Source organism: Pandoraea sp. NE5, assembly GCF_024363545.1.
Taxonomy (GTDB): Bacteria; Pseudomonadota; Gammaproteobacteria; order Burkholderiales; family Burkholderiaceae; genus Pandoraea; species Pandoraea cepalis.
On sequence record NZ_AP025517.1, the window covers coordinates 4,859,854 to 4,883,218 of the forward strand.

The following is a 23,365-nucleotide window of genomic DNA, read 5'->3' on the forward strand; positions in this document are numbered from 1 at the left end:
CAACGAAAAAAGCACCCCGAAGGGTGCTTTTCCATACGGCTTTGGCTGCGCCCGGCCACGAGGTCGCCAGGCGTAGCGGCGTCCGACTTACTGGGCGGCAGCGGGCTTGCTCTTGAACGAGAGCTTTTCCTTGATACGTGCCGACTTGCCCGAACGCTCACGCAGGTAGTACAGCTTGGCGCGACGAACGTCACCACGACGCTTGACTTCGATGCTGGCGATCAGCGGCGAGTACGTCTGGAACGTACGCTCAACGCCTTCACCCGACGAAATCTTGCGGACGATGAATGCCGAATTCAGGCCACGGTTACGCTTGGCGATGACGACGCCTTCGTATGCCTGAACGCGCTTGCGCGTACCTTCGACCACGTTCACGTTGACGATCACGGTGTCGCCCGGGGCGAATTCGGGAATCGTCTTGTTCGCGGTCAAACGCGCGATTTCTTCCTGCTCGATCTTGGCGATCAGATTCATTTACCACTCCTTGTGCCATCGTATCGGCGTTATATACCGGCATGCCGGCCCCGACAGAGGATGGGTGCAAACCGAATGCCGTCCCCATGACGACACCCGCTACCTACTTGGCCGACGTATCGACCCGCAGGCTTGCCAGCCATGCCTCATCGGCACGACTGAGCAATCCGTTGGCGCGTGCGCTCTCGATCAGATCGGGGCGTTTGCGCCAGGTATTGGTCAACGCCTCGCGGCGTCGCCATTTTTCAATCTCTGCATGATGCCCGCCCAACAGCACGTCGGGCACGCGCACTCCTTCGTACTCTTCGGGTCGCGTGTAATGCGGACAATCGAGCAGGCCATTGACGAAACTGTCCTGCTCGGCCGACTGCTCGTCGTTCAGTGCCCCCGGCAGCAGCCGGATCAGCGAGTCCATCAGTGCCATGGCGGGCAACTCTCCGCCCGACAGCACGAAATCGCCAACACTGACCTCTTCGTCCACGACGCGATCGATCAAACGCTGATCGATGGCTTCGTAGCGCCCACAGAGCAGAATCAACCCCTGCTCCTGTTCGCGCAGTTCCACGACACGACGATGCGTCAGTGGCTTGCCTTGCGGCGACATCAGCAACACCCGGCCGCGCGGTACGCCGGCTTGCGCCTGCGCAGCCTTTGCGGCCTCGATGGCGTCGTCGAGCGGCTTGGCGAGCATCACCATGCCCGGGCCGCCGCCGTACGGTCGATCATCGATCGTCCGGTAGCTGTTATGCGTGAAATCGCGAGGATTCCAAAACCGCAGACCGTAGCGCGACTGCTTGAGCGCCCGGCTGGTGACGCCCCAGTCGGTCAGTGCCCGAAACATCTCGGGAAAGAGCGTGACGACGTCAAACTGCATCAAACCGGTTCCGTCCAGAGGTGCCCGGACACCACAGCGGCCGGGCGATCAATCGGTATCTCAGTAGTCAAGACCCCAGTCGACCACAATGCGCCCCGCCTCGATATCGACGGATTGCACATATTTGGCGACGAACGGGATCAGACGCTCAGCGGTCTTCGCCGACTTGTCGTCGACGGCAGGCGCCTCGTAAGCGACACGCAACACAGTGTGCACGCCGTTGTCGAGCAACCCGACGACCTTGCCCAGCGATTCGTCCTGCAGATTCGTTACCTGGGCGCCAATGAGGTCCACCCAGTAAAACTCGTCTTCACCGGCGGTCGGAAACGCACTGCGCGGCACCCAGACCTGAAGGCCCTTGAGCGCCTCGGCGGCCGACCGGTTTTCGCTGCCGCGTAATTGCGCGACCACGGTACCGGAATGCCCTCGACTGTGCAGTACATTGGCCTTGGTGTAGGCCGACTCACCGGGACGACGAAAATACCAACAATCGGCGGACAAGAGCCCTTCGCCCTCGCCCGTATGCGGCTGCACCTTGATCCAGCCACGAATTCCGTAGGCGTCGCCAATGTAACCCAGCTCGACGAGATCGTCGGGCACTTCGGTCACCGGGGCGAGCACCTGCTCGGCACGCATGCCGGCGGCGCGGCGCGCCTCAGCACCGATTTTCAGCGGTACCCGCTCACGTGCGGGTCGAGCGGAACGAACCATGCCAATCCAACGTTGTGACGAACACACGGCGATGACCGCCCCAGATCGCTCGGGAGCAGGCACCGCCGTTCAATTCTCATGCCATCGGCAAACCGACGGCAATGCTGATAGCTTGACTAGCCGAAGCGCTTAGGCAGCGGCCTTGGCGCCTTGCTTGATCAGACGAGCCACGGTCGGCGACAGTTGTGCGCCAACGCCTTGCCAGTACGTCAGACGGTCTTGAGCGATACGCAGACCTTCCGTGCCTTCGGCAGCGACCGGGTTGTAGAAGCCAATACGCTCGATGAAGCGACCATCGCGACGGTTACGCGAGTCGGTTGCAACGATGTTGTAAAACGGGCGCTTCTTCGCGCCGCCGCGAGCCAGGCGGATAACGACCATAATAAATCCTTGTGAATCCAGAAGTGTTCGGACAGAAAACGCGACATTATAGCGCAAAACCCTCGTCAAAACAAACACTTCCCCGGACACCGGCGGCGCCCCGCCAAGCCGCGCCCGGATTGGGGGACAAGACCGCCGCGTTGGCTCCGGGAGGCACTGGTCTACAATGCACGCATTCTGTGCGTGAAGCGAGTCCAGCATGCAACGATTGACCGGTGGATGGCAACGCCCCGCTCGGCCGCAATGGCCAGTGCGGGTCGCCGTGCGAGTCATCCATCTTGTGAAGCATGTGCGTCGGGTCGGTTTGTTTTTCGGCGCCGCGCTGGCGATGGCCCCATGCCTCGCCACGGCGCGCGACGCCCTTCCCATCGAACGTCTCGTCCTGCCGCCCGGCTTTCACGTCGAAGTCCTCTCCGACCGGGTGCCCGGCGCCCGCGGCATGACGCTTGGCCCGAAAGGCACCTTGTTCGTCGGCAGCCTCGCACAAGGCGTTGTCTATGCCATCACACTCGATCCGTCGCGCGCCTATGCGGCCAGGGTCCAGACCATCGCCTCCGGGCTGAACATGCCCGTCGGCGTGGCATTGCGCAACGGCGCACTCTATATCTCGGCCGTCTCGCGCATCGTCAAGCTCGACAATATCGAAAGCCGGCTCGACAATCCCGGCAAACCGATCGTCGTCTACGACAAGCTTCCTGGCGAAAGTCACCACGGCTGGCGGTACATCGCATTTGGCCCCGATCAGCGCCTGTATGTCGGCGTGGGCGCACCGTGCAATGTCTGCAAGCGCGACGGCGACCGCTTCGCGATGATCGGCAGCATGAAGCCGGACGGCACCGACTGGCAGGTCGTCGCCCGTGGCGTGCGCAACACCGTAGGCTTCGACTGGCAACCCAGGACACGCACGCTCTGGTTCACCGATAACGGTCGCGATCAACTCGGCGACGACGTGCCGGACGACGAGCTGAACCGCCTCACACGCATCGGCGAACACTTCGGATTCCCTTACTGCCATGCCGGCGACATCGCGGATCCCGAATACGGGCGAGAGAAACGCTGTGCGGACTTCACGCCCCCCGTGGCAAAGCTTGGCGCCCATGTGGCCGCGCTCGGCGTACGCTTTTACACCGGCAAACAGTTCCCCAAGGACTATCGCGGCAGTCTGTTCATCGCAGAGCACGGCTCCTGGAACCGGAGCCGCAAGGTCGGCTACCGGGTCGTACGCGTCGTGCTCGACGCCAAGGGCAACGTCGCCAGGCAGGAAATCTTCGCGCAAGGTTGGCTGGGCGACGACGAGTCGGTCTGGGGCCGCCCTGTCGACCTCCTTACGTTACCAGACGGCTCACTGTTGATCAGTGACGATGAGGCCGGCGCGATCTACCGCATTACTTATCGGAAACCGTGACGCGGCCGCACGACGACGACCGACATCGACTCGGGAATCTCACCGCAATGACGATGCAAGGAACTGCACTGACCGGCATTCGGTCAACCTTTCATGGACTCAGGGCTGCGCACGGCGTCCGCCGCCTCCGTGTGCCGCGACACTTTCGCTGATCGTGCCCTCCCGGCACGCTCGGCAATTCCACCAAGACATGATCATGACCCAACGCCGACTCTCTTTCCTGCCCGCCTCGTTCGCCACCTATATGGCAACGCTCCTCGTGCCGGCGGCCATGTTGGCCGGCTGCGCCGCCCCGTCGGGCGGCGCCGGTCCATCGCAGGCGTCGCCCGGCGCGCCAGCCGCCGCCACCGCCCCCGCCGACATCCTCGGCACCTGGCAACTGATGCGGTGGGAAGGTGTCGACGATTTGCCAAGTCTGCCGGAAAGCCGCGCCATCAACCTGACCTTTAACGACAAAGGAGCGTTCTCTGGCTCCGGCGGATGTAACCGGATCTTCGGCCAGTACTCGGTGGGGCCGGCCAAGGGCCAGGTCAGCCTTCAGGCGCCGGCCGCCACACGCATGGCTTGCCCGGACTCGATGGCCTTCGAAGCCCGCTACCTGACGACGCTTCCCCGCGTCACCCGTTTCGAACGCCGCGACACGCAGTTGATTTTGCGCACTCCGAATGGCGAGACCCTGACCTACGCCTCGCAGACGTTGCTGGATCGTCCGGTCGCCAGCGCCACCAAGACGGAAGACCGTATTGTCGACGTCGATTCGCAAATGGCGGATTGCGTGGGCGCCGCGCCGCGAAAGTGCCTGCGCGTGCGCAACGCCGACGATTCCGGGAAAGCGCCGTGGGAACTCTGGTACGCCCACATCGATGGCTTCTCGTGGAAGCCCGGCGTAGAATACCGCGTGAAAATCCACGGCGAACCCGTCGTCAATCCGCCCGCCGATGCGTCGAGCATGCGCTGGACGCTGGTCGAAGTCATTCGCGAAACGCCAGCCCGATAACCCATCCCAATGAATGCAGTCGCCTATAAATCCAAGACCCTGACCGCGGGCCTGGCAATGCTGTTCGGCACGCTGGGCCTGCATCGTTTCTATCTGTATGGTCTGCGCGATCGCTTCGGGTGGGCCCATGTCGTGGGATCGGCCTGCGGTGTAGCGGGTTGGGGGCTGCTGGTCACGAGTGAGCTGCAGTCTCCCGCCGGATGGGGCCTGACGATTCTCGGCGCCATCTCGCTGTTTTCCGCATTCCTGGCGGCGATTGTTTACGGACTTCGGCCCGACGAGCGCTGGGATGCCCAGTTCAACGCCAGCGCCCAGCGCAAATCGCGCTCGGGGTGGATCGCCGTCATCATCGTGAGCGTGTCGCTGTTCGTGGGTGCGATGTTGATGATGGTCGGTCTCGCCGTGGCGTTCCAGACCTATTTCGAAACGCACGACACGCCGAACCGTCTGTCGCAGTAACGCGTGAGCATGACCACACTCGTCGTCGCCCCCTCCCGACCGACGCTGGGCTTCATCGGCGCCGGTCGCGTTGCATGCGCCCTCGCGCTCGCGGCGGCACGTGCGGGGTATGAGGTGACGGCGATCGCAAGCCGACGCCTCGATGCGGCGCAACGCGTCGCGGTCGCCTTGCCGGCGTGTAAGGCCCTGCCAATCCACCGGCCGAACGACATGAACGCGGTCTTCGCCCACGCGGACCTTGTCTTCCTGAGCGTTCCCGACGACGCCATCGCCACGTGCGCCGCACATCTGTCGCCGCGCGCCGGGCAGGCACTGGTGCATTGCAGCGGCGCCTCGGAGGTTGGTCTGCTCGCGGCCGCCACCCGACACGGTGCGCAAATTGGCGGCTTCCACCCGCTGTTTCTTTTTGCCGGTCTCGATGACGACGCGATACGCCTGTCGGGCAGCGCCATCACCATCGAAGCCGACGCACCGCTGAACGCTACGCTCCACGCGCTTGCCAGCGCGATGGGGTGCCGCGCCCTGTCGATCCCGGCGGGCGAACGGATGCGATATCACGCCGGCGCCAATTACGCCGCCAGTTTTCTGCTGTGCCTGCTCGATGAAGCTATCCAGCTCTGGCACGCAATCGGCATGCCGGAAGCCGACGCCCAAGACGCCATGTGGCCGCTGGTCATGGGTACCCTCACCGCCGCCCGCGACCGCGGACTTGCCGGCGCGCTCTCCGGCCCGGTGTCGCGGGGCGACGCAGGCATCGTCACCCGCCACACCGAAGCGCTTGCCTCGCTGGGCGGCAATCACGCGACGTTGTATTCGCTGCTGACGCTCCGGGCGATTCACCTCGCCCGTCAACGCCCGAACGCTGACGGCGCCGCACTCGACGCCATCGCACGCGCCATCGCGCCATATTTGCCGCCGTCCGCCCCAGAAAGCGACGCATAAGCACATCCAGCGTCCCCAGCCCATCCAGTCGCTCGACGCCGTCCACCCGCGCCACCTCGCCTCGCCCGCCAGTCCGTTCCGCGTCATGCTCGCCTCTCATTTACTGTATAAAAACACAGTATAATGACAAGCATTCCTCGCGAACGACCTGCCTTCGCGCCCCGGACTGCCATCAAGGAGACAAGTCATGGCTTCCTCATTCGCGCCGCCCCCGTCGCGTAAGGGCCGAGGCGCTACCGCCAATCTCGAATCGCGCTTTTCCGAATTCCGGCGCGAAAGCGATGAGACCCGACTTGAATCGGATGCGGCCCAAGAATGCGAGGTCAAGTTCGTCACGCAAGTCGCGCTGGAAAACGCGCGAACGATCATCTCACGCAATCAATCGACGGACATTCCCTTCGACCGTTCGATCAACCCGTATCGGGGATGCGAGCATGGCTGCGCGTATTGTTTTGCGCGTCCCACGCACGCCTATCTCGGCCTGTCGCCGGGGCTCGACTTCGAAACCCGCCTTTACGCGAAACACAACGCCGCCGAGCGCCTCGACGCCGAGTTGCGCAAGCGCGGCTATCAGCCCGCCCTGCTCGCACTCGGCGCAAACACCGACCCGTACCAGCCCATCGAACGTGAATACGGCATCACTCGAAGCGTGCTGGAAGTCCTCGAGCGTTTCGGCCATCCCGTCGGCATCACCACGAAATCCGCGCTGGTCGCGCGCGACATCGACATCCTGTCGCGAATGGCACAGCGTGGTCTGGCCCGCGTATTCATCTCAGTGGGAACGCTCGATGCGGAGATCGCACGCAAGATGGAGCCGCGCGCCAATACCCCGGCACGTCGCATCGAGGCCATCCGAAAGCTGACGGACGCGGGTATTCCCACCGGGGTGATCGTGGCGCCCATCGTGCCGGCGCTCACCGATTTCGACATCGAACGCGTACTGACGACGGCGGCGCAAGCCGGCGCAACGTACGCGGGCTATGTGATGCTGCGACTGCCGCGCGAAGTTCACGATGTTTTCGTGACGTGGCTCGAAGCACATTACCCGCTGCGGGCACGCCACGTCATGAGCCTGATCGAGCAGGTGCGCGACGGCAAGCACAACAGTTCCGAATTCGGCACGCGCATGCGCGGCACCGGTTTGCATGCGGAGTTGATCCGTCAGCGCTTTCATCTGGCCGCCCGCAAGTTGGGTCTCAATCAGGCGCGACCACCGCTGCGTAACGATCAGTTCAAGGTCCCCGCACCGGCAACTTCGGCCGTCGCCAACGGATGGCAAACCGCCGCGCAAGCCCCTGAGGCCGGGACCGACAAGGCCGACCCGCAAATGCCGCTCTTCTAGAAAGCGACGCCGGACGCAACCGCAACTTGAGCCTATCGACGCTCTCCCGCCCTCCCGCCGCCGCGCTCACTCCTCGACGTGGATGGTGAGCGTCTCCTTGATCTCCTCCATCACGACGTAGCTCTTCGACTGCACGGCCCCCGGCAGTTGCAGCAGGATGTCGCCGAGCAACTTACGGTACTCGGACATCTCTCGAATGCGCGCCTTGATCAGATAGTCGAAGTCGCCCGAGATGAGATGGCACTCCATCACCTCCGGGATCCGCAGCACTTCCCGCCGAAACTGATCGAACATGTTGCCTGACTTGTGATCGAGCGTGATCTCGACGAATACCAGCAACGCGGCGCCCAGCGCGGCCGGATTCACCCGGGCGTAGTACCCCATGATCACCCCGTCGCGCTCCATGCGTTTCACGCGCTCGATGCAGGGCGTAATCGACAGGCCGACCTGCTCGGCGAGGTCTTTCATCGACATCCGCCCGTCTTGCTGAAGCAGCGCGAGAATGCGCCGATCGAGCCGATCCAGCGTTCGGATCGATTGCTGTTGGACTCTCATTATTTATTCCTGAATTTCCAATATATACATTAACTAAACCTACTAATCAGATAATACTATGCCAATTATTACTGGATAAACATGGTTTTACAGGAGTCAACGCAATGAAGGTCATCGTTCTCGGTAGCGGCGTCATCGGCGTCACCAGCGCCTACTACCTGGCGAAGGCCGGGCACGACGTCACGGTGCTCGATCGTCAAGCCGGACCGGCGCTCGAGACCAGCTTCGGCAACGCCGGCCAGATTTCGCCGGGCTACGCCTCGCCGTGGGCCGCGCCGGGCATTCCGACGAAGGCCATCAAGTGGTTGTTCCAGAAGCACGCCCCGCTCGCCATCCGTCCGGACGGCACGCTCACGCAACTCAAGTGGCTCTATCAAATGCTGCGCAATTGCACGCCCGAGCGTTATGCCGTCAACAAGGAACGCATGGTGCGGATCGCCGAGTACAGCCGCGATTGCTTCCGTGCGTTGCGCGCGGAGACGGGCATTCCTTACGAAGGTCGTCAGGCGGGCACGTTGCAACTGTTCCGTACCGACGAGCAACTGGCGAACGCCGCGCGCGACATGGCGGTGCTTGAAGAGGCCGGTGTGCCGTTCGAGTTGCTCGACCGCCAGGCGCTTGCCAGCGCCGAGCCGGCATTGGCGGCCGTCGCTCACAAGCTTACGGGCGGCCTGCGCCTGCCCAACGATGAAACCGGCGACTGCCAGTTGTTCACCACGCGTCTGGCGGCGATGGCCGAGGCACTCGGCGTGAAATTCCGCTACGACATGCCGATCGACGGTCTGAACGTTGTCGGCGACAAGATCGATGGCGTGGTCTGCGCAGGCACGGTGCAGCGCGCCGACGCCTACGTCGTCGCCCTCGGGTCATACTCCACACCGTTCCTGCGCGGCCTGGTCGACATTCCGGTGTATCCGCTCAAGGGATACTCGATTACGGTGCCCATCGCCGATGCATCGCGCGCGCCGGTGTCGACCGTGCTCGACGAGACCTACAAGATTGCCGTCACTCGCTTCGACGACCGCATTCGCGTCGGCGGCATGGCCGAAGTGGTCGGCTACGACAAGACGCTCAACCCGGCTCGCCGCGCCACGCTGGAAATGGTCGTGAACGATCTGTATCCAGGCGCCGGCAACACGGCCGACGCCTCGTTCTGGACGGGGCTGCGCCCGATGACGCCCGACGGCACGCCGATCGTGGGCGCCACCGCCCTGCGCAATCTGTTCCTGAACACGGGACACGGCACGCTGGGCTGGACGATGTCCTGCGGCTCAGGCCAGTTGCTGGCCGATCTGATGTCGGGACGGCGGCCCGCGATTCTGGCCGACGATCTGTCGGTGGCGCGCTACAGCCGCGCGCCCGACGCGCAGGCCCAACCGGCCTTCGCCTGAGCTTCCAGACGGCACCTTCGGGTGCCGTTTTGATTGGCGCCGCCGAAACGTTGGCATGCGCTGTCGTCACTTTTTGCTGTCACATCACAAAAAAGGAGACGCATCATGAAAATCGGTGTACCCAAGGAGATCAAGAACCACGAATACCGCGTCGGCATGACGCCCGCCGCTGTGCGCGAAGTCGTCGCCCGCGGGCACGAAGTGTGGATCGAAACCCAGGCCGGGTCCGGCATAGGCATGGACGACACGGTCTACGCCGCCGCCGGTGCACGCATTGCCGCAACGGCGGTCGACGTGTTCGATCGCGCCGAACTGATCGTGAAGGTCAAGGAGCCGCAGGCCGTCGAACGCGCCCGGCTCCAGCCCCATCACACACTCTTCACGTACCTCCATCTCGCCCCCGATCCCGACCAGACGCGTGACCTGCTCAAGAGCGGCGCCACGTGCATTGCCTATGAGACGGTGACGTCTGCGAACGGCGGACTTCCCCTGCTCGCCCCCATGTCCGAGGTCGCCGGACGCATGTCGATTCAGGCCGGGGCCACCGCGCTCGAAAAGACGCATGGCGGACTGGGTCTGCTCCTCGCCGGTGTACCGGGGGTGGAAGCCGGCAAAGTCGTGATCCTGGGCGGTGGCGTTGTGGGCACCAATGCCGCGACGGTGGCCGTGGGCATCGGCGCGCAGGTGACGGTGATCGACAAATCGGTCGACGCGTTACGCCGCCTCAATGCGCAGTTCGGTGGCCACGTCCAGACGGTCTACTCGACGCAACACGCCATCGAAACGCATTTGCGCGCCGCCGATCTCGTCATCGGCGGCGTCCTCATTCCGGGCGCGGCGGCGCCGAAACTCATCACGCGCGCGATGCTCGGCCTCATGCGCAAGGGCGCTGTCATCGTCGACGTCGCGATCGATCAGGGCGGTTGTTGCGAGACCTCTCACGCAACGACGCACGCCGATCCGGTCTATGTCGTGGAAGGAATCGTGCACTATTGTGTGGCCAATATGCCGGGTGGCGTGCCGCGCACCTCCACGTTCGCGCTCAACAACGTGACGTTGCCGTTCATTCTGCAACTGGCCGACCATGGACCGGTCGCCGCGATGCGCGCCGATCCGCACCTGCTTGCCGGACTCAATGTGGCGCGCGGCAGGGTGACCAATCGTGGTGTCGCTGACGCGCTGGGCTTGGTCTATCACGATCCGCATGCCGTGCTGGCGAATTTACCGGCTGCGGCGTAGGCACAACGACGTGAACGCGTAGGCGCGTAGATGCATCGGCGCGACGCCGGGGCGCTTCACACCCGGCGCCGCGCCACGCCTCGCGCTTTGGACATGGGCACACTCCCTTCGTTATACTTGCCTCATCTCGACGGCGCCCGCCGGTCAAGCCGGTACCCAGGCACGTGCTGCCGCGCGGCATTCTGCCTGTCCCCAAGCCGTCCCTGTCCATGAGCAAGTGATGAACGCCGACCCGCAAGAACTCAATAAATTCAGTGAATTGGCCCACCGTTGGTGGGATCCCCACAGCGAATTCAAGCCGCTGCACGAGATCAACCCGCTGCGGCTCGACTGGATCGAGCAGCATGTGCCGCTCCAGGGCAAACGCGTGCTGGACATCGGCTGCGGCGGCGGCATTCTCTCCGAATCGATGGCGCGCCAGGGCGCACACGTCAAGGGAATCGACCTGTCGAAAAAGGCGCTCGGCGTGGCCGATCTGCACAGCCTCGAAGCCGGCCTGTCCATCGACTATGAAGAGATCTCCGCCGAGGCGCTCGCCGCGCGCGATGCGGGAACGTACGACGTGGTGACCTGCATGGAGATGCTCGAACACGTGCCGTCACCGGCATCCGTCGTGGCGGCCTGCGCAACGCTCGTCAAACCGGGCGGTCATGTGTTCTTCTCCACGCTCAACCGCAACCCGAAGGCCTGGCTGCTGGCGGTGGTCGGCGCCGAATACGTGCTGCGCATGCTGCCGCGTGGCACGCACGACTACGCCAAGTTCATCCGACCGTCGGAACTCGCGTCGTTCGCCCGCGCCAGCGGCCTGACGGTGCGGGATCTGCGCGGCATGACCTACAACCCGCTGAGCAAGCGTTACGCGATCAACCGCGACACCGACGTCAACTACATGATCGCGTGCACCCGCGATGCCTGATATGTTCGAGCCCCCCGCCCGAGTCCCCGCCACGCCCTTCGGCGCCGATGCACAACTGCTCAATGGCAACGTTCGCGCCGTGCTGTTCGACCTGGACGGCACGCTGGCCGACACGGCGCTCGATCTCGTCGCCGCCGTCAACAAGGTGCGCACCGACCGCGGTCTGGCGCCGGGTCCCTATGAGACGCTGCGCTTGCAAGCGTCGCACGGCGCGCGCGGACTGATCGGCAGCGCCTTCGGCGTCGCCCCTGAGGATGCGGCGTTCCCTTCCTTGCGCGATGCCTTCCTCGCCAATTACGAAGCCGCCTTGTGCGTGCAGAGTCGACTGTTCGACGGGATTCCCGCGCTGCTCGAGGCCTTGGCTGCGCGCGGCATGCCGTGGGGCATCGTGACCAACAAGGCCGCGCGTCTGACCGATCCGCTCGTCAAACTGCTCGGGCTCGCCGAGGGCGCCGCATGCGTGGTATCGGGTGACACGACGCCGCACAGCAAGCCTCACCCCGCCCCCCTACTGTACGCCGCCGAGTGCATGGGCATCGCGCCCGGGCGCATCGTGTACGTCGGCGACGACCTGCGCGACATCCAGGCGGGCAAGGCGGCAGGGATGGCGACTGTCGCGGCAGCCTATGGCTATTGCGGCGACTCGCTGACCCCTGCCGAGTGGCAGGCGGACGCTGTCGTCGAACACGCGGGGGCGATCGCCCCGCTGGTAATGTTGCCGGCCTGACGGGTCGGGTCATTACCGCCCGGGACAGGGCCACCGCAGCCGATCCCGGGTCTGTCTCGCCGCGCAACAGAGGCGCGGCGCCTGCGTCACTGGCGACTTACGGGAGACCGCATGGCCGAGCAAGAGAACGATCGCAAACCCCCTTCAGCCTCGCCGGAATCGTCCGCCGACGGCACTCGTCTGCAACAAGGTCTCGTTCGTGCCCGCGCGCTCGGGCGCGACCCCAACGTGCGCCGCCGTGCGCGCAAGACCAGCCTGTGGACCGCCGGGGTGATCGCCGTGTTCGGCGTCATCGGTTATTTCACTGTGCCGGCGGTGGTCAAGCATTACGCCGTCGAAAAGCTCTCGGCCTATCTGGAACGACCGGTGAGCGTGGGCGACGTCAGCTTCAACCCGTACACACTGCGCCTCGATTTGCATCAGGTCCATATTGGCGACAAAACGCCGGGGCAGCCATTCGTGGACGTGGGCATGCTGCGCGTAAACGCCTCGTGGGGTTCGCTGTTCCGCTTTGCACCGGTCGTCGACGAGCTTTACGTCGACACGCCGGTGCTCAACATCGTGCGCACGGCCCCACAGCGCTTCAACTTCTCGGACATCATCGATCGCGCAACGTCGGGACCGCCGTCCCCCGAGCCGTCGAAGCCCGCTCGCTTTGCGCTGAATAACGTGCAGATCAAGAACGGTACGGTGCGCTTCGACGACGCCGTGCAGAACGAAAAGCACGTCATCGATCATCTGCAGGTCGGCGTGCCGTTCATCGCGAACCTGCCGGCGGACACCGACATCTTCGTGCAGCCGCTGCTGCAGGCCTCCATCGACGGCTCGCCGGTACGGATCTCGGGCCAGACCAAGCCGTTTGCCGATTCGCTGGAATCGACGGTCGACATCAAGCTCGACCGGTTCGATCTGACCAAGTACCTCGGATATTCGCCGGTCAACGTGCCCGCGCAGATCAAGAGCGGCGCCATCAGTACCGATCTGAAGCTGCATTTCACCCGCGACAAGGACGGCAATCACGTGCTGCTCACGGGCACGGCGGGATTGTCCGACGCCGTGGTCAACGAGCCGGATGGCTCGCCGCTCGTCGCGGTCAAGCAAGTCGACGTGAAGCTGGGCAAGGTCGAGCCGCTTGGCAATGTCTATCACATCGATAGTGTGCGAGTCGACGGTCTCGACCAGCACGTCACGCTGGAAAAAGACGGCTCGATCAACGTCGCCAAGGCGCTGCTGCCGCAGCGTCAGGTCATCAAGGCGGTAGGCAAGGCGGTGGATCAGGCTGCGGCGTCGCCGCAAGCGAGCGAAGCGGCCAAGGCGGCACCGAAGGTGCCGGCCGAGCAGACGGCACGTCCTGCGTCGCCGGCGTCGGCGGCCGAAGCGGCCCAGGCGAAAGCGTTGGCCGCTGCCGAACCCGCGCCGCTCGACCTGCTGGTCGGCGACGTCTCGCTCGTCAACAGCAAGGTGCGCTTGACCGACGAGCGCGGCGCGAAACCAGCGAGCCTCGCGCTGGAGAATATCCAGATCGGCGTGAAGCAGTTCTCGACGCTCGGCAAGGACCCCGCGACGTACGACGCGTCGCTGGGCATCCAGAGCGGCGGTTCGCTCAAGGCGCACGGCCAGTTCAGCCTGCCCGCGTACAACGCTAGCGGCGAACTCGAGGCCCAGTCGATTGCGCTCGCCGCCCTGCTGCCCTTCGCGCAAGGCGCGCTCGCGGGCGAGCTCAAGAGTGGCACGCTCGGCGCTCAGGCCAAGTTCAGCGCGGCGTTTGCCCCCGACAAGCAGCCCAACGTCCAAATTGCGCCTGCCACGGCCACGCTCGAGAAGATCGAATGGCTGACCGGACTCAAGGGCGACGCGCCGGTCAAACTGGCCAAGGCTGAAGTGAAACTCTCACACTTCGATCTGGGCGCGCGGCAAGCGGCGCTCGACGAGGTCACCGTCAACGGGCTGCAGGTGTCGGCGCGTCGCGACAAGGACGGCAAGATCAACCTGCTCGCCCTGACCGGCGACGGCCAGCCGAAAGCCGCCGCAAACCAAGGCAAAGGCAAAGATATAAAGGCGCGCGTGGGCACGGAGCGCGGCCGGCGGACGTCCGCCGCATCGACTTCATCGAACGCGCAGGCGAGCGCGGGCGGCTGGCAATGGACTGTCGGCAAGGTGGCGTTGGAAAACGCCAGCCTCGGGTTTGAAGACCGCGACGTCAAAGGCCGTCCGATCAACGCGACGTTCGCACCGCTCAACGTCAAGGTGCAAGGTGCGTCGCAGGACATGAGCAAGCCGTTGCAGGTGGACATCAGCGGCACGCTCAATAAGAAAGGGTCGCTCAACGCCACGGGCCACGTCACGCCGCAACCGCTCGCGGCCGATCTTCAGATCAAGACGCAGCAGCTCGATCTGGCGGCGTTCGATTCGTACATGAGTGACCAATTGAACGCGAGCATCGCGAGCGCGCTGCTCTCCAGCAACGGGCGGGCCACGTTCGCGATGAAGGGCGACACCCCGCAGGCAACCTACCGCGGCGATGCCACGCTGGGCAACGTGCGTCTGCTCGACAAGGTCACGACGGATGACTTCATGCGCTGGAATGCGCTGGCGGTGCAGCAGATCAATCTGGCGGTGGGCAGCGGCAAGCCTAACGTCCAGTTGGGCAGCATTGCGTTGTCGCGCTTCTACGCGCGTTTGATCATCAACGCGAACGGGCGCTTGAATCTGGCCGATGTGGTCGGCAACAAGGAAGCGGCACCGCGTTCGCTGACGCGTGCGAACGAAGGCGTGCCGCTCGGTGGATCGACGGCCAAGCCACCGCTCGATGCGGCGGCGTCCGCCGTGGAAGCGGGACAACCGACGGCCGTCGAGACGCCAGCGCAGAAGCCTGGCGAGACGACGGCACAGCGCGGCCCGGGCTACGGGGCTGGCAAGGCGTTGCCTGCGGACGTCCACATCGGGCGTATCACGTTGCAAGGCGGCAACATCAACTTCACGGACAACTTCGTCAAGCCGAACTACACAGCGAACCTGACGGATATTGGTGGGCAAATCGGCGCCTTCGGCACGGCGACGACCGAGCCCGCTGCGGTCTCGCTGCAAGGCAAGGTCAACCGGAATTCACCGATCGGCATCAACGGCAAGATCAATCCGCTTGCGCCGATGGCGTTCGTGGATCTGAGTGCCAAGGCCGACGGCATCGAGCTGACCAATCTCACGCCGTACTCCACGAAGTACGCGGGCTACCCCATCGACAAGGGCAAGCTCACGGTCGATGTGCACTACCTGCTCGATCAGGCGAAGCTGACGGCGAACAATCACATCTTCATCGACCAGTTGACGTTCGGGGATCATGTGGACAGCCCGACGGCGACCAATCTTCCGGTGCGTCTGGCGGTATCGCTGCTGAAGAATTCGCGCGGCGAAATCGATGTGGACATCCCGATCTCCGGCTCGCTCGACGATCCGCAGTTCAGCCTTGGCGGGGTGATTTTCCGGGCGTTCGTGAACCTGATCGTCAAGGCGGCGACGGCGCCGTTCAGTTTGCTGGCGTCGGCGTTTGGCGGCGGTGACCAGGAGCTGGGCTACGTGGAGTTCGCGCCAGGCAGCGCGCGTCTGACGCCGGAGAGCGAGAAGCGGCTGGAGACGCTGGTCAAGGCGCTGACGGATCGCACGGCGTTGAAGCTGGATATCGAGGGCCGGGTCGATCCGGCGAAGGATACCGACGGTCTGCGCAAGGTAGCGGTGGAGCGCGCGATCAAGGCGCAGAAGGTCAAGGCGATGGTCGGCAAGGGAGAGAGCATCGACGTGGACACCGTGAAGGTAAGTCCGGAGGAGCGCAGCAAGTACTTGACGGCCGCCTACAAGGCAGCGGACTTTGCCAAGCCGCGCAACATGATCGGGTTTGCCAAATCGCTGCCGGACGACGAAATGGAAAAGCTCATGGAGACGAACATCAAGGTGGGCGACGACGATCTGCGGGCGCTGGCGGATCGGCGGGCGCAGCGTGTACGGTCGTGGCTGGACGGCAAGATCGCGTCGGATCGGATGTTCGTGGTGGCGCCGAAGCTCAACGCGGACGGTATCAAGGACAAGGGGGCGACGACACGGGTGGACTTTGAACTTAAGTAGGCCATTTGTGTCATAATCAGCGTTACCACTGGGGCCGACATGGTTTCGACGTGGGTAGCGAAGCGAATCAGGGCATACCGAGGACCCGTCACCTCGTTAATCAATGGGAAAATTAGTAACTGCAAACGATAACTCGTACGCACTGGCTGCCTAAGGGCGCCTGCCTCGCACTAGCTCTCTGACGGGTTAGGGTAGCAATACCAAGCGAGGTTATTCACGTCAGATAATCTTCGGTGGTGCCACGGCGCCGGAGCCTAAAATCAAGTGGATCGCTGTTGCGTAGCGTGTTCGTCCGCGACAAAACGGTTAAATCAAATGACTGAACTAAGTATGTAGAACTGATCGTAGAGTACTTGCGGACGCGGGTTCGATCCCCGCCGGCTCCACCAATATTGAAGCCCCAACTGATCTCAGTTGGGGCTTTTTCTTTTCTGGTCTCGTCCAGGGTCCGGCCCCAGGCGCTCGCAACGCCCCAATACATGCGCGAGGCGTCGAGATGACGGTGCACGTCAGCCGATTTCGCCCGACCTCAGGCGTTTCTTGTCCGGGTCGACTCGACCCTCACCCTCGCGATTCGCTCAACTCGTAGCTAGTGCTGCGTCCACCCGCATCCGATTTGCGCAGGACCCCACGGGCCAGCAATTCGGTAACGTCTCGTAGCGCTGTGTCCTGTGAACACTTGGCAATCGCCGCCCATTTGCTGCTGGTGCGCTTACCCTCGAAGCCATCGAGTAGCCGATTGACCACCTTCACCTGTCGCTCGTTCATCGGCGTTGCCGCCCAACGCGGCCAAAACCGAGTCCTGGATAGCACGGCGTCAAGTGTGTGCTGTGTCTGATCGACAGCACGATGCAGTGTCTCGAAGAACCAGGCGAGCCACTCCGCGACATCAAGCGATCGCTTCTGCGTGCGCTCCAGGATGTCGTAGTAGGCCTTGCGGTCGCGTTGGATTTGCGCCGACAGACTGTAAAAGCGCTGAGGACTGCCATCGGCGCGGGCCAGACTAACCAGATCGTAGCGCCAACATGGCCAGTCGCCAGCCTGCCAGATACAAGTGTAATCGCCGCTTTTCATGCGGAGATTATGGGCCGTAATCTCCGCAAACGTACGCTATTCGCCGCATGTAATGCGGTGATAGTGCGGCCCATTCACCGCACCGCCCCCCCCTCAATCCGACCGCATCTCCACCTCCTGAGAGGCCTCATCGCGCCGCCTCAACTCATCGAGCACCATCCGCTTCGGCACCTTGCCGTAGCCCGACTTCGGCAGCGCGTCCCAAAAGACAATTCGCTTGGGAACTTTGTACTTGGCGATTCGGGTCTTAAGCCAATCCTGCAGCGCCGATTCGTCCAGCCCCTCCGCGGCATGCAAAACGCAGACGGCCACACCGACCTCGCCCCACTGCGCATCCGGCACGCCAACCACCGCAACCTCGGTGATCGCCCCGTGCGTCAACATCAATTCCTCGATCTCGCGCGGATACACATTGGACCCACCCGAGATATACATATCCGAAGCGCGACCGGTCAGATACACATAACCGTTCTCGTCCATATGCCCGATGTCCCCCGTGCGGAACCAGCCATCGCGGAACGACTTGGCGTTGGCTTCGGGGTTGCGGTAATAGCCCGCGAAAACCGCCGGACCGATAACGCAAACCTCGCCCGTCTCACCCGGCCCAAGCTCGTTGCCGTCATCGTCCTGAATCGTCACCTGCATGCCGCTGCGCTCGACCCCACAAGTCCGCGGTCGCAACGCGATGGTCTCGTCGTTGTGGTCGTATGTCGGCAACACGGTAATGTTGCCCGTGACTTCCCCCAGGCCGTAATACTGCACCAGCACCGGCCCCAGCTTGGCCAGCGCGCGCTTCTGATCCTGCTCGTACATCGACGCGCCCGCGTAGATCACGTAACGCAGACTCGCGTGGTCGTACGCGTCGACAGCCGGGTGCTCGACCAACATCTTGAGAATCGTCGGCACCGTGAACATATTGGTCAGCCGATACCGCTCGATCAGCGCGAACGCCTGCGCAGGATCGAGCTTCTGGGCCGGCATGATCACCGTCGTGCCGCCACGCGCCATCACGTTGAGCTGATGCATGCCCGCGCCGTGCGAAATCGGCGCGACCACCAGCGAGCCATCCTCGTGCGTCAGGCCCGGCATGAGATCACACAGGTGGTTGTTGATGACGAACGCAAGCTGCCCATGCGTGAGCACCGCCCCCTTTGGACTCCCGGTGGTGCCCGAGGTAAAGAACAGCCAGCACGGCGTGTCGCGCTCGACCACCGCGTTGGCCATCGGGGCCGACAGGTGGCGATCGATCAGCGCGCTCACGTGCGGCGATTCGTCCGGCACCGCATTGTCGCCAGTGAACCAGACGATGCTGCAGCCCGGACGCTCCGCGACAACCGCCGCAGCATGTTCCGGGTAATCCGTCTGGCACAGAAATACCGTCGGTTCCGCCACGCGGGCCATGGTGGCCACCTCGCCCGGCGCGAGCCGGAAGTTGGTCGGCACCCAGACCGCCCCCAGACGAAACACGGCGACCATCGCCTCGATCATCTCGTTGCTGTTTCGCGAGTGGGCAAGCACGGTATCGCCGGCGCCCACACCGACCGCGCGCAAGCCCGCCGCGAGCGCCGAGACGCGTGCGTCGAACGCTTGCCACGTCCATTGCTGTTCGCCGAAAACGATCGCGGAATGATTCGGAAAACGACGCGCGTTGCGCGTCGCGAAATACGCAAGGTTCATCACTCGTGCCGAGGTCGGCGTCATGTGGATGAAGCTCATTTGGCGCGCTCCATGATCGAGACGTAATTGGCCACTGCGGCGCCCCCCATGTTGAAGACACCCGCGAGCGCGGCGTCAGCGATCTGCATGTCGCCCGCCTCCCCCGTGAGCTGCATCGCCGCCATCACATGTTGCGAGACCCCCGTCGCGCCCAACGGGTGGCCGCGCGACTTGAGCCCGCCCGACGGGTTGACCGGCAAGCGCCCGTCGCGCAACGTCACCCCCTCCTCGATCACCCGCCAACCCTCACCGGGGGCGGCGAGCCCCATCGCCTCGTACTCGATCATCTCGGCGATCGTGAAGCAGTCGTGCGTCTCGACAAGACTCAGATCCCCCAGCGTCACCCCAGAGCTGCCGAGCGCCTTGCCCCACGCGCGACGCGCCCCTTCGAACGCGATCGGATCGCGCTTCGCGAGCGGCAGGAAATCGTTGACCTGCACGCGGGCGCGAAATCGAATGGCACGTTGCATCGTCATCGCGACCTCGGGCGCGGCGATCACCATCGCTGCGGCGCCATCGGAGACGAGCGAGCAATCGGTGCGGCGCAGCGGTCCGGCGACGAATGGATTCTGTTCCGACGGTGTATTGCAAAACGCAAACCCCAGATCCTTGCGCAAGTGCGCATAGGGATTGCGCACACCGTTCGCATGGTTCTTGGCCGCGATCATCGCCAACGCGTCGCTGTGGTCGCCATGGCGCTCGAAATACGCCTGCGCGATCCGTCCGAAAATGCCGGCGAAGCCGTCGGGGTTGCTTTCCTCGCGACGATAACACCCGCTCATCAGGATGTCGGGAATGGCCCGCCCCGGCACGGCGGTCATCTTCTCCGCCCCGATCACCAACGCGAGCTTGCCACGCCCTGCCGCGATGAAATCCATCGCCGCATGAAGCGCTGCAGATCCTGTCGCGCAGGCGTTCTCCACATGCATCGCGGGTGCGAAGCGCAGGCCCGGTTGCGCGAGCGAAGCGAGGGCGCCCTCGAAGCCCTGCGGTGTGAGGCCGTTGTTGTAGACCCCGACCATCACCGCGTCGATGTCTTCGGCCACGACGCCCGCATGCGCCAGCGCGTCGCCGATCACGTCCCGCATCAGCGTTTCCACGTCAGGCGCATCAAGCTTGCCGAAGCGCGAGTGCGCCCAACCAACCAGCATGGGTTGCGTATTCATCTTGTCTCTTCCTTGAGCTCGGTGCAGGCCAGCGTCATTCGTCGAGGATGCCCGCGGCAACGAAGCCGCCATCGACCGCGAGCGTCTGGCCGGTCACGAAACTCGCGCCCTCCGACGCGAAGAACGCGACCGCCGCGGCAATCTCGCTCGGCTGGCCGTAGCGCTTCATCGGCACCTGGCGCAGATAGGTCTCGCGCGCCTGCGCCGAGTGATGCCGGGTGAGCGGCGTCTCGACCGGCCCCGGCGCGATCGCATTCGCCGTGATCCCCGACTGGGCAAGCTCGATCGCGATCTGGCGCGTAAGCCCCATCATCGCGGTCTTCGACGTGCCGTAGCCGGTACGTCCGGCACCGGCGCGGATGCCGCTCGTCGACGCGATGTTGACGATCCGGCCCCACTGGCGCGCACGCATGCGACGCGCCGCGTGCTGCGCGAGCGCCAACGGACCGGTCACGTTGATCTCCATGATGCGGCGGAACGTGTCGAGCGGGAAATCGATGAATGGCTTGAGGCTGGCGATGCCGGCGTTGTTGACAAGCACGTCGCACCGGCCATGACGTTCGTCGAGCGCGGCGAAGAACTGTTCGATCGAATCGTCGTTACCCACATCGAGCGTCATGGCATCTGCGCGATGTCCGCGCGCCATGATCGCCGACGCCACGGCCTGCGCGGCCTCCAGTGCCAGATCGCTGACGATCACCGTGAACCCATCTTCGGCCAGCCGTTCGGCGATCGCCGCGCCGATGCCGCCCGCGCCGCCCGTGATCACCGCGACCCGTGACTCTGCTTCCATGTGTGGCTCCTGTCTCAAATTCGAGATGCCCGCGCCGAACGCCGCACGGGTCGATGAAATTGTGGAATCGATGATGGGCATTCGCGCGACGTCACGCATCGCCCACGTTGTGCGTCACGTGAGCGGAACCATCGAGCAGCTCTGGCCGCCATCGACGGGCAAACACACGCCCGTGATAAATCGGGCTTGCTCCGACGCGAGAAAGACGGCCGCGTTGGCCACGTCCCACGGGTCGCCCATGCGACCCATCGGCACCATCTGATTGCGTGCCTCGATCATGGCTTCCACGCTGCTGTACTGCGATGCGATCTGCGTATAGATCAACGGGGTGTGAATCGCGCCGGGAAGCACGCAGTTGGCGCGAATGCCGTGGCGTGCGTACTGCATCGCCATGCTGACGGTGGCCTGATTCACGGCCGCCTTCGAGGCCGAGTAAGCGAAATAGGGATAGCCGGTCCACCCCAGCGCTGCCAGCGACGAGATGTTGATGATCACGCCGCTGCCGCGCTCGATCATATGCGGCAAGACGGCCTTGGCCGTGCGATAGACCGAGCCCAGATTCAATTCGATGGCGAGATGCCAGGTCGCTTCGTCCAGCTCGACCGGGCCGCCCATGTGCGTCACGCCCACGTTGTTGTGCAGCACGTCGATGCGCCCCAGGCGCGACAGCGTCTCGGCAACCGCTTGTGCCACCGACGTGGCGTCCGTGACATCGGCACGCACGGCGAGTGCCGTGCCCCCCGCTTGCTTGATCGCATCGGCCGTGCCGTCGGCCAGATCGCTGTCGAGATCGACGCAACACACACTTGCGCCAGCACGCGCATAGGCGAGCGCCGCCGCTTTGCCATTGTTCCAGCCATCGCCGCGGCAGCCCGCGCCGAACACGATCACCGTCTTGCCTTGCAGCGACGCCGTGGCGTTCATGGATTCGTTCATACGCCACCTCGCGATCTCGTCAATTTCTTTAAATCCATAATGTGGACTTTTAATAAAACAGAATACGTTGAACAAAGGATAGGAGATTACCCGCATTTGTGGATAGTGCTCGTTAACCACGATTCATAAAGAAGAGCCAATCCCTATAATTTTCGCAGGGTTACGCACATAAGCCGTCCACAATGTGAATTAAGCAAGTGTTAATTCACACAGGAAATTCAGAATCAACAGTCCACAATGTGGAGTTTTATAAATGATTCAATCGTCAGCCGATGACATGCCGTCGCAAGGCGAAGACACGAAGGCCGCCGTGGTGCCGATCGAACGAGATGGCTCGCAAAGCATCGACCGCGCGATGGCGTTGCTCAGTCTTGTGTCGGCGCAGAGCCGGGTCGGCATGCCGTTGCGTGAACTGGTCGCACAAAGCGGCCTGAAGCAGCCCACGGTACACCGCCTGCTCGGCGCGCTCACGCGAGCCCGTCTGATCGAGCAGGATCCACAGAGCAAGCGCTATCACCTCGGCATCGAAAGCTACGTGCTGGGCACGCTGGCGGCCGAGCGCTTCGGCGCGCATCGCATCGCCGTGGGCAGCGTGGTGCGGCTCGCGCATCAGTCGGAGGACACCGCTTTTCTGACCGTACGCCGTGGCGATTACGCCGTTTGTATCCACCGTGAGGAGGGCGCGTATCCGGTGCGCGCGCAGGTGCTGACGATCGGGGACTGCCACCCGCTCGGCGTGGGCGCCGGCGCCATCGCGCTGCTGGCAGCCCTGGACGACGACGAGGTCGAGCAAACGCTGAGCGCGAACGCGGCGAGTTATCGCGAGCATTACCCGTCGATCACGCCCGAGGGGCTGTGGGCGCTGGTGCGCGAGACGCGCGAACGAGGCTATTCGATGCACCGCGGCTTGGTTCACCCCGGCTCATGGGGCCTGGGCATCGTGTTCCACGACGAATCGGGCACCCCGGCCGGCGCACTCTCGATCGGCGCGATCGAGAGCCGAATGGGCGAGGACCGTCAGCAAAAGCTGGTGCGCATGCTGCAGTCCGAGGTACGCAATATCGAGACACGCCTGAAACAACGGTCAGACGCCCGTCCCGCCGATGCATCGGTGCCGGCAGTTCGCGCCGGTCGCCGCGCGAAGTAAGTCA

20 protein-coding genes, 1 other RNA gene and 1 pseudogene are annotated in these 23,365 nt (G+C 63.9%); 12 read left to right on the forward strand and 10 right to left on the reverse strand.

From position 1 onward, the window contains the following. Positions 1-87: 87 nt before the first annotated feature. The 4 genes from rplS to rpsP all read right to left on the reverse strand — a co-directional run bounded on the left by rplS (position 88) and on the right by rpsP (position 2,440). The gene (rplS, locus tag PanNE5_RS22030) at positions 88-474 is read right to left on the reverse strand and encodes a 50S ribosomal protein L19 (protein ID WP_017234868.1); all 387 of its coding nucleotides are present in this window, start codon (positions 472-474) and stop codon (positions 88-90) included. A 103-nt stretch (positions 475-577) separates the two neighbouring features. After that, positions 578-1,348: a tRNA (guanosine(37)-N1)-methyltransferase TrmD gene (trmD, locus tag PanNE5_RS22035; RefSeq protein WP_150563103.1), complete on the reverse strand. Its 771-nt coding sequence runs from the start codon at positions 1,346-1,348 to the stop codon at positions 578-580. 60 nt (positions 1,349-1,408) lie between these two features. Then, positions 1,409-2,059: a ribosome maturation factor RimM gene (gene rimM / locus PanNE5_RS22040; RefSeq protein WP_232424674.1), complete on the reverse strand. Its 651-nt coding sequence runs from the start codon at positions 2,057-2,059 to the stop codon at positions 1,409-1,411. A gap of 129 nt (positions 2,060-2,188) precedes the next feature. Further along, positions 2,189-2,440, reverse strand: coding sequence for a 30S ribosomal protein S16 (gene rpsP, locus PanNE5_RS22045; RefSeq protein ID WP_017234865.1), 252 nt, complete (start codon positions 2,438-2,440; stop codon positions 2,189-2,191). 328 nt (positions 2,441-2,768) lie between these two features. Between rpsP and PanNE5_RS22050 the strand changes: the two genes are divergently transcribed. The 5 genes from PanNE5_RS22050 (at position 2,769) to PanNE5_RS22070 (ending at position 7,585) form a co-directional block, all read left to right on the forward strand. Continuing rightward, positions 2,769-3,845 (forward strand): PQQ-dependent sugar dehydrogenase, encoded by a 1,077-nt coding sequence (locus PanNE5_RS22050; RefSeq protein ID WP_261939890.1) that lies wholly within the window; start codon positions 2,769-2,771, stop codon positions 3,843-3,845. 196 nt (positions 3,846-4,041) lie between these two features. Continuing rightward, a complete protein-coding gene (locus tag PanNE5_RS22055) occupies positions 4,042-4,842 on the forward strand; it encodes an META and DUF4377 domain-containing protein (RefSeq protein WP_198288715.1) in 801 nt (266 codons plus the stop codon). A gap of 9 nt (positions 4,843-4,851) precedes the next feature. Then, the gene (locus PanNE5_RS22060) at positions 4,852-5,301 is read left to right on the forward strand and encodes a hypothetical protein (protein WP_130025498.1); all 450 of its coding nucleotides are present in this window, start codon (positions 4,852-4,854) and stop codon (positions 5,299-5,301) included. 9 nt (positions 5,302-5,310) lie between these two features. Further along, a complete protein-coding gene (locus PanNE5_RS22065; protein WP_261938813.1) occupies positions 5,311-6,243 on the forward strand; it encodes a Rossmann-like and DUF2520 domain-containing protein in 933 nt (310 codons plus the stop codon). A 187-nt stretch (positions 6,244-6,430) separates the two neighbouring features. Further along, positions 6,431-7,585 carry a PA0069 family radical SAM protein gene (locus tag PanNE5_RS22070; RefSeq protein ID WP_261938814.1) on the forward strand — a complete coding sequence of 385 codons (1,155 nt, stop codon included), beginning with the start codon at positions 6,431-6,433 and terminating at the stop codon, positions 7,583-7,585. Positions 7,586-7,651: 66 nt separating this feature from the next. On the opposite strand, the gene PanNE5_RS22075 is transcribed toward PanNE5_RS22070, so the two are convergent. Further along, on the reverse strand, positions 7,652-8,140 hold the full coding sequence (locus tag PanNE5_RS22075) for an Lrp/AsnC ligand binding domain-containing protein (protein ID WP_017234859.1): 489 nt from the start codon (positions 8,138-8,140) through the stop codon (positions 7,652-7,654). Between the two features lie 104 nt (positions 8,141-8,244). Here PanNE5_RS22075 and PanNE5_RS22080 point away from each other — a divergent pair, with 104 nt between their 5' ends. The 6 genes from PanNE5_RS22080 to ssrA all read left to right on the forward strand — a co-directional run bounded on the left by PanNE5_RS22080 (position 8,245) and on the right by ssrA (position 16,918). Then, complete coding sequence (locus tag PanNE5_RS22080) at positions 8,245-9,531, forward strand: D-amino acid dehydrogenase (RefSeq protein WP_017234858.1); 1,287 nt, start codon at positions 8,245-8,247, stop codon at positions 9,529-9,531. A 105-nt stretch (positions 9,532-9,636) separates the two neighbouring features. Continuing rightward, positions 9,637-10,770, forward strand: coding sequence for an alanine dehydrogenase (ald, locus tag PanNE5_RS22085; protein ID WP_261938815.1), 1,134 nt, complete (start codon positions 9,637-9,639; stop codon positions 10,768-10,770). 217 nt (positions 10,771-10,987) lie between these two features. Further along, positions 10,988-11,686, forward strand: coding sequence for a bifunctional 2-polyprenyl-6-hydroxyphenol methylase/3-demethylubiquinol 3-O-methyltransferase UbiG (gene ubiG / locus PanNE5_RS22090; RefSeq protein ID WP_026132131.1), 699 nt, complete (start codon positions 10,988-10,990; stop codon positions 11,684-11,686). Between the two features lies 1 nt (position 11,687). Further along, positions 11,688-12,413, forward strand: coding sequence for an HAD-IA family hydrolase (locus tag PanNE5_RS22095; protein WP_261938816.1), 726 nt, complete (start codon positions 11,688-11,690; stop codon positions 12,411-12,413). Positions 12,414-12,524: 111 nt separating this feature from the next. Beyond that, positions 12,525-16,529, forward strand: a complete 4,005-nt coding sequence (locus tag PanNE5_RS22100) for a DUF748 domain-containing protein (protein ID WP_261938817.1) — start codon at positions 12,525-12,527, stop codon at positions 16,527-16,529. A gap of 30 nt (positions 16,530-16,559) precedes the next feature. Beyond that, positions 16,560-16,918: a transfer-messenger RNA gene (gene ssrA, locus PanNE5_RS22105) on the forward strand. Positions 16,919-17,090: 172 nt separating this feature from the next. On the opposite strand, the pseudogene PanNE5_RS22110 reads toward ssrA, so the two are convergent. From PanNE5_RS22110 to PanNE5_RS22130, 5 genes and pseudogenes are all read right to left on the reverse strand, one after another. Beyond that, positions 17,091-17,543 (reverse strand): annotated as a pseudogene (locus PanNE5_RS22110) (Fic family protein); the annotation flags it as partial. 153 nt (positions 17,544-17,696) lie between these two features. Continuing rightward, positions 17,697-19,319: an acyl-CoA synthetase gene (locus PanNE5_RS22115; protein ID WP_261938818.1), complete on the reverse strand. Its 1,623-nt coding sequence runs from the start codon at positions 19,317-19,319 to the stop codon at positions 17,697-17,699. Continuing rightward, positions 19,316-20,485 (reverse strand): acetyl-CoA acetyltransferase, encoded by a 1,170-nt coding sequence (locus PanNE5_RS22120; protein WP_150564655.1) that lies wholly within the window; start codon positions 20,483-20,485, stop codon positions 19,316-19,318. Before PanNE5_RS22120 ends, PanNE5_RS22115 begins: the two co-directional genes overlap by 4 nt. Positions 20,486-20,519: 34 nt before the next feature. Continuing rightward, positions 20,520-21,278 (reverse strand): SDR family NAD(P)-dependent oxidoreductase, encoded by a 759-nt coding sequence (locus tag PanNE5_RS22125; protein WP_261938819.1) that lies wholly within the window; start codon positions 21,276-21,278, stop codon positions 20,520-20,522. 114 nt (positions 21,279-21,392) lie between these two features. Beyond that, positions 21,393-22,214 carry an SDR family NAD(P)-dependent oxidoreductase gene (locus PanNE5_RS22130; RefSeq protein ID WP_261938820.1) on the reverse strand — a complete coding sequence of 274 codons (822 nt, stop codon included), beginning with the start codon at positions 22,212-22,214 and terminating at the stop codon, positions 21,393-21,395. 253 nt (positions 22,215-22,467) lie between these two features. Here PanNE5_RS22130 and PanNE5_RS22135 point away from each other — a divergent pair, with 253 nt between their 5' ends. Continuing rightward, on the forward strand, positions 22,468-23,361 hold the full coding sequence (locus tag PanNE5_RS22135; protein ID WP_261938821.1) for an IclR family transcriptional regulator: 894 nt from the start codon (positions 22,468-22,470) through the stop codon (positions 23,359-23,361). Positions 23,362-23,365: the final 4 nt, after the last annotated feature.

Bases quoted from the DNA above. Each gene is read 5' to 3' on its own strand.
- PanNE5_RS22120 (WP_150564655.1), bottom strand. From the start codon at position 20,485: ATGAATACGCAACCCATGCTGGTTGGTTGGGCGCACTCGCGCTTCGGC.
- PanNE5_RS22095 (WP_261938816.1), top strand. From the start codon at position 11,688: ATGTTCGAGCCCCCCGCCCGAGTCCCCGCCACGCCCTTCGGCGCCGAT.
- PanNE5_RS22075 (WP_017234859.1), bottom strand. From the start codon at position 8,140: ATGAGAGTCCAACAGCAATCGATCCGAACGCTGGATCGGCTCGATCGG.
- ald (WP_261938815.1), top strand. From the start codon at position 9,637: ATGAAAATCGGTGTACCCAAGGAGATCAAGAACCACGAATACCGCGTC.
- PanNE5_RS22065 (WP_261938813.1), top strand. From the start codon at position 5,311: ATGACCACACTCGTCGTCGCCCCCTCCCGACCGACGCTGGGCTTCATC.
- PanNE5_RS22050 (WP_261939890.1), top strand. From the start codon at position 2,769: ATGGCCCCATGCCTCGCCACGGCGCGCGACGCCCTTCCCATCGAACGT.
- PanNE5_RS22060 (WP_130025498.1), top strand. From the start codon at position 4,852: ATGAATGCAGTCGCCTATAAATCCAAGACCCTGACCGCGGGCCTGGCA.
- PanNE5_RS22130 (WP_261938820.1), bottom strand. From the start codon at position 22,214: ATGAACGAATCCATGAACGCCACGGCGTCGCTGCAAGGCAAGACGGTG.
- PanNE5_RS22125 (WP_261938819.1), bottom strand. From the start codon at position 21,278: ATGGAAGCAGAGTCACGGGTCGCGGTGATCACGGGCGGCGCGGGCGGC.
- PanNE5_RS22135 (WP_261938821.1), top strand. From the start codon at position 22,468: ATGATTCAATCGTCAGCCGATGACATGCCGTCGCAAGGCGAAGACACG.
- trmD (WP_150563103.1), bottom strand. From the start codon at position 1,348: ATGCAGTTTGACGTCGTCACGCTCTTTCCCGAGATGTTTCGGGCACTG.
- PanNE5_RS22115 (WP_261938818.1), bottom strand. From the start codon at position 19,319: ATGAGCTTCATCCACATGACGCCGACCTCGGCACGAGTGATGAACCTT.
- PanNE5_RS22100 (WP_261938817.1), top strand. From the start codon at position 12,525: ATGGCCGAGCAAGAGAACGATCGCAAACCCCCTTCAGCCTCGCCGGAA.
- rpsP (WP_017234865.1), bottom strand. From the start codon at position 2,440: ATGGTCGTTATCCGCCTGGCTCGCGGCGGCGCGAAGAAGCGCCCGTTT.
- rplS (WP_017234868.1), bottom strand. From the start codon at position 474: ATGAATCTGATCGCCAAGATCGAGCAGGAAGAAATCGCGCGTTTGACC.
- PanNE5_RS22055 (WP_198288715.1), top strand. From the start codon at position 4,042: ATGACCCAACGCCGACTCTCTTTCCTGCCCGCCTCGTTCGCCACCTAT.
- PanNE5_RS22080 (WP_017234858.1), top strand. From the start codon at position 8,245: ATGAAGGTCATCGTTCTCGGTAGCGGCGTCATCGGCGTCACCAGCGCC.
- PanNE5_RS22070 (WP_261938814.1), top strand. From the start codon at position 6,431: ATGGCTTCCTCATTCGCGCCGCCCCCGTCGCGTAAGGGCCGAGGCGCT.
- rimM (WP_232424674.1), bottom strand. From the start codon at position 2,059: ATGGTTCGTTCCGCTCGACCCGCACGTGAGCGGGTACCGCTGAAAATC.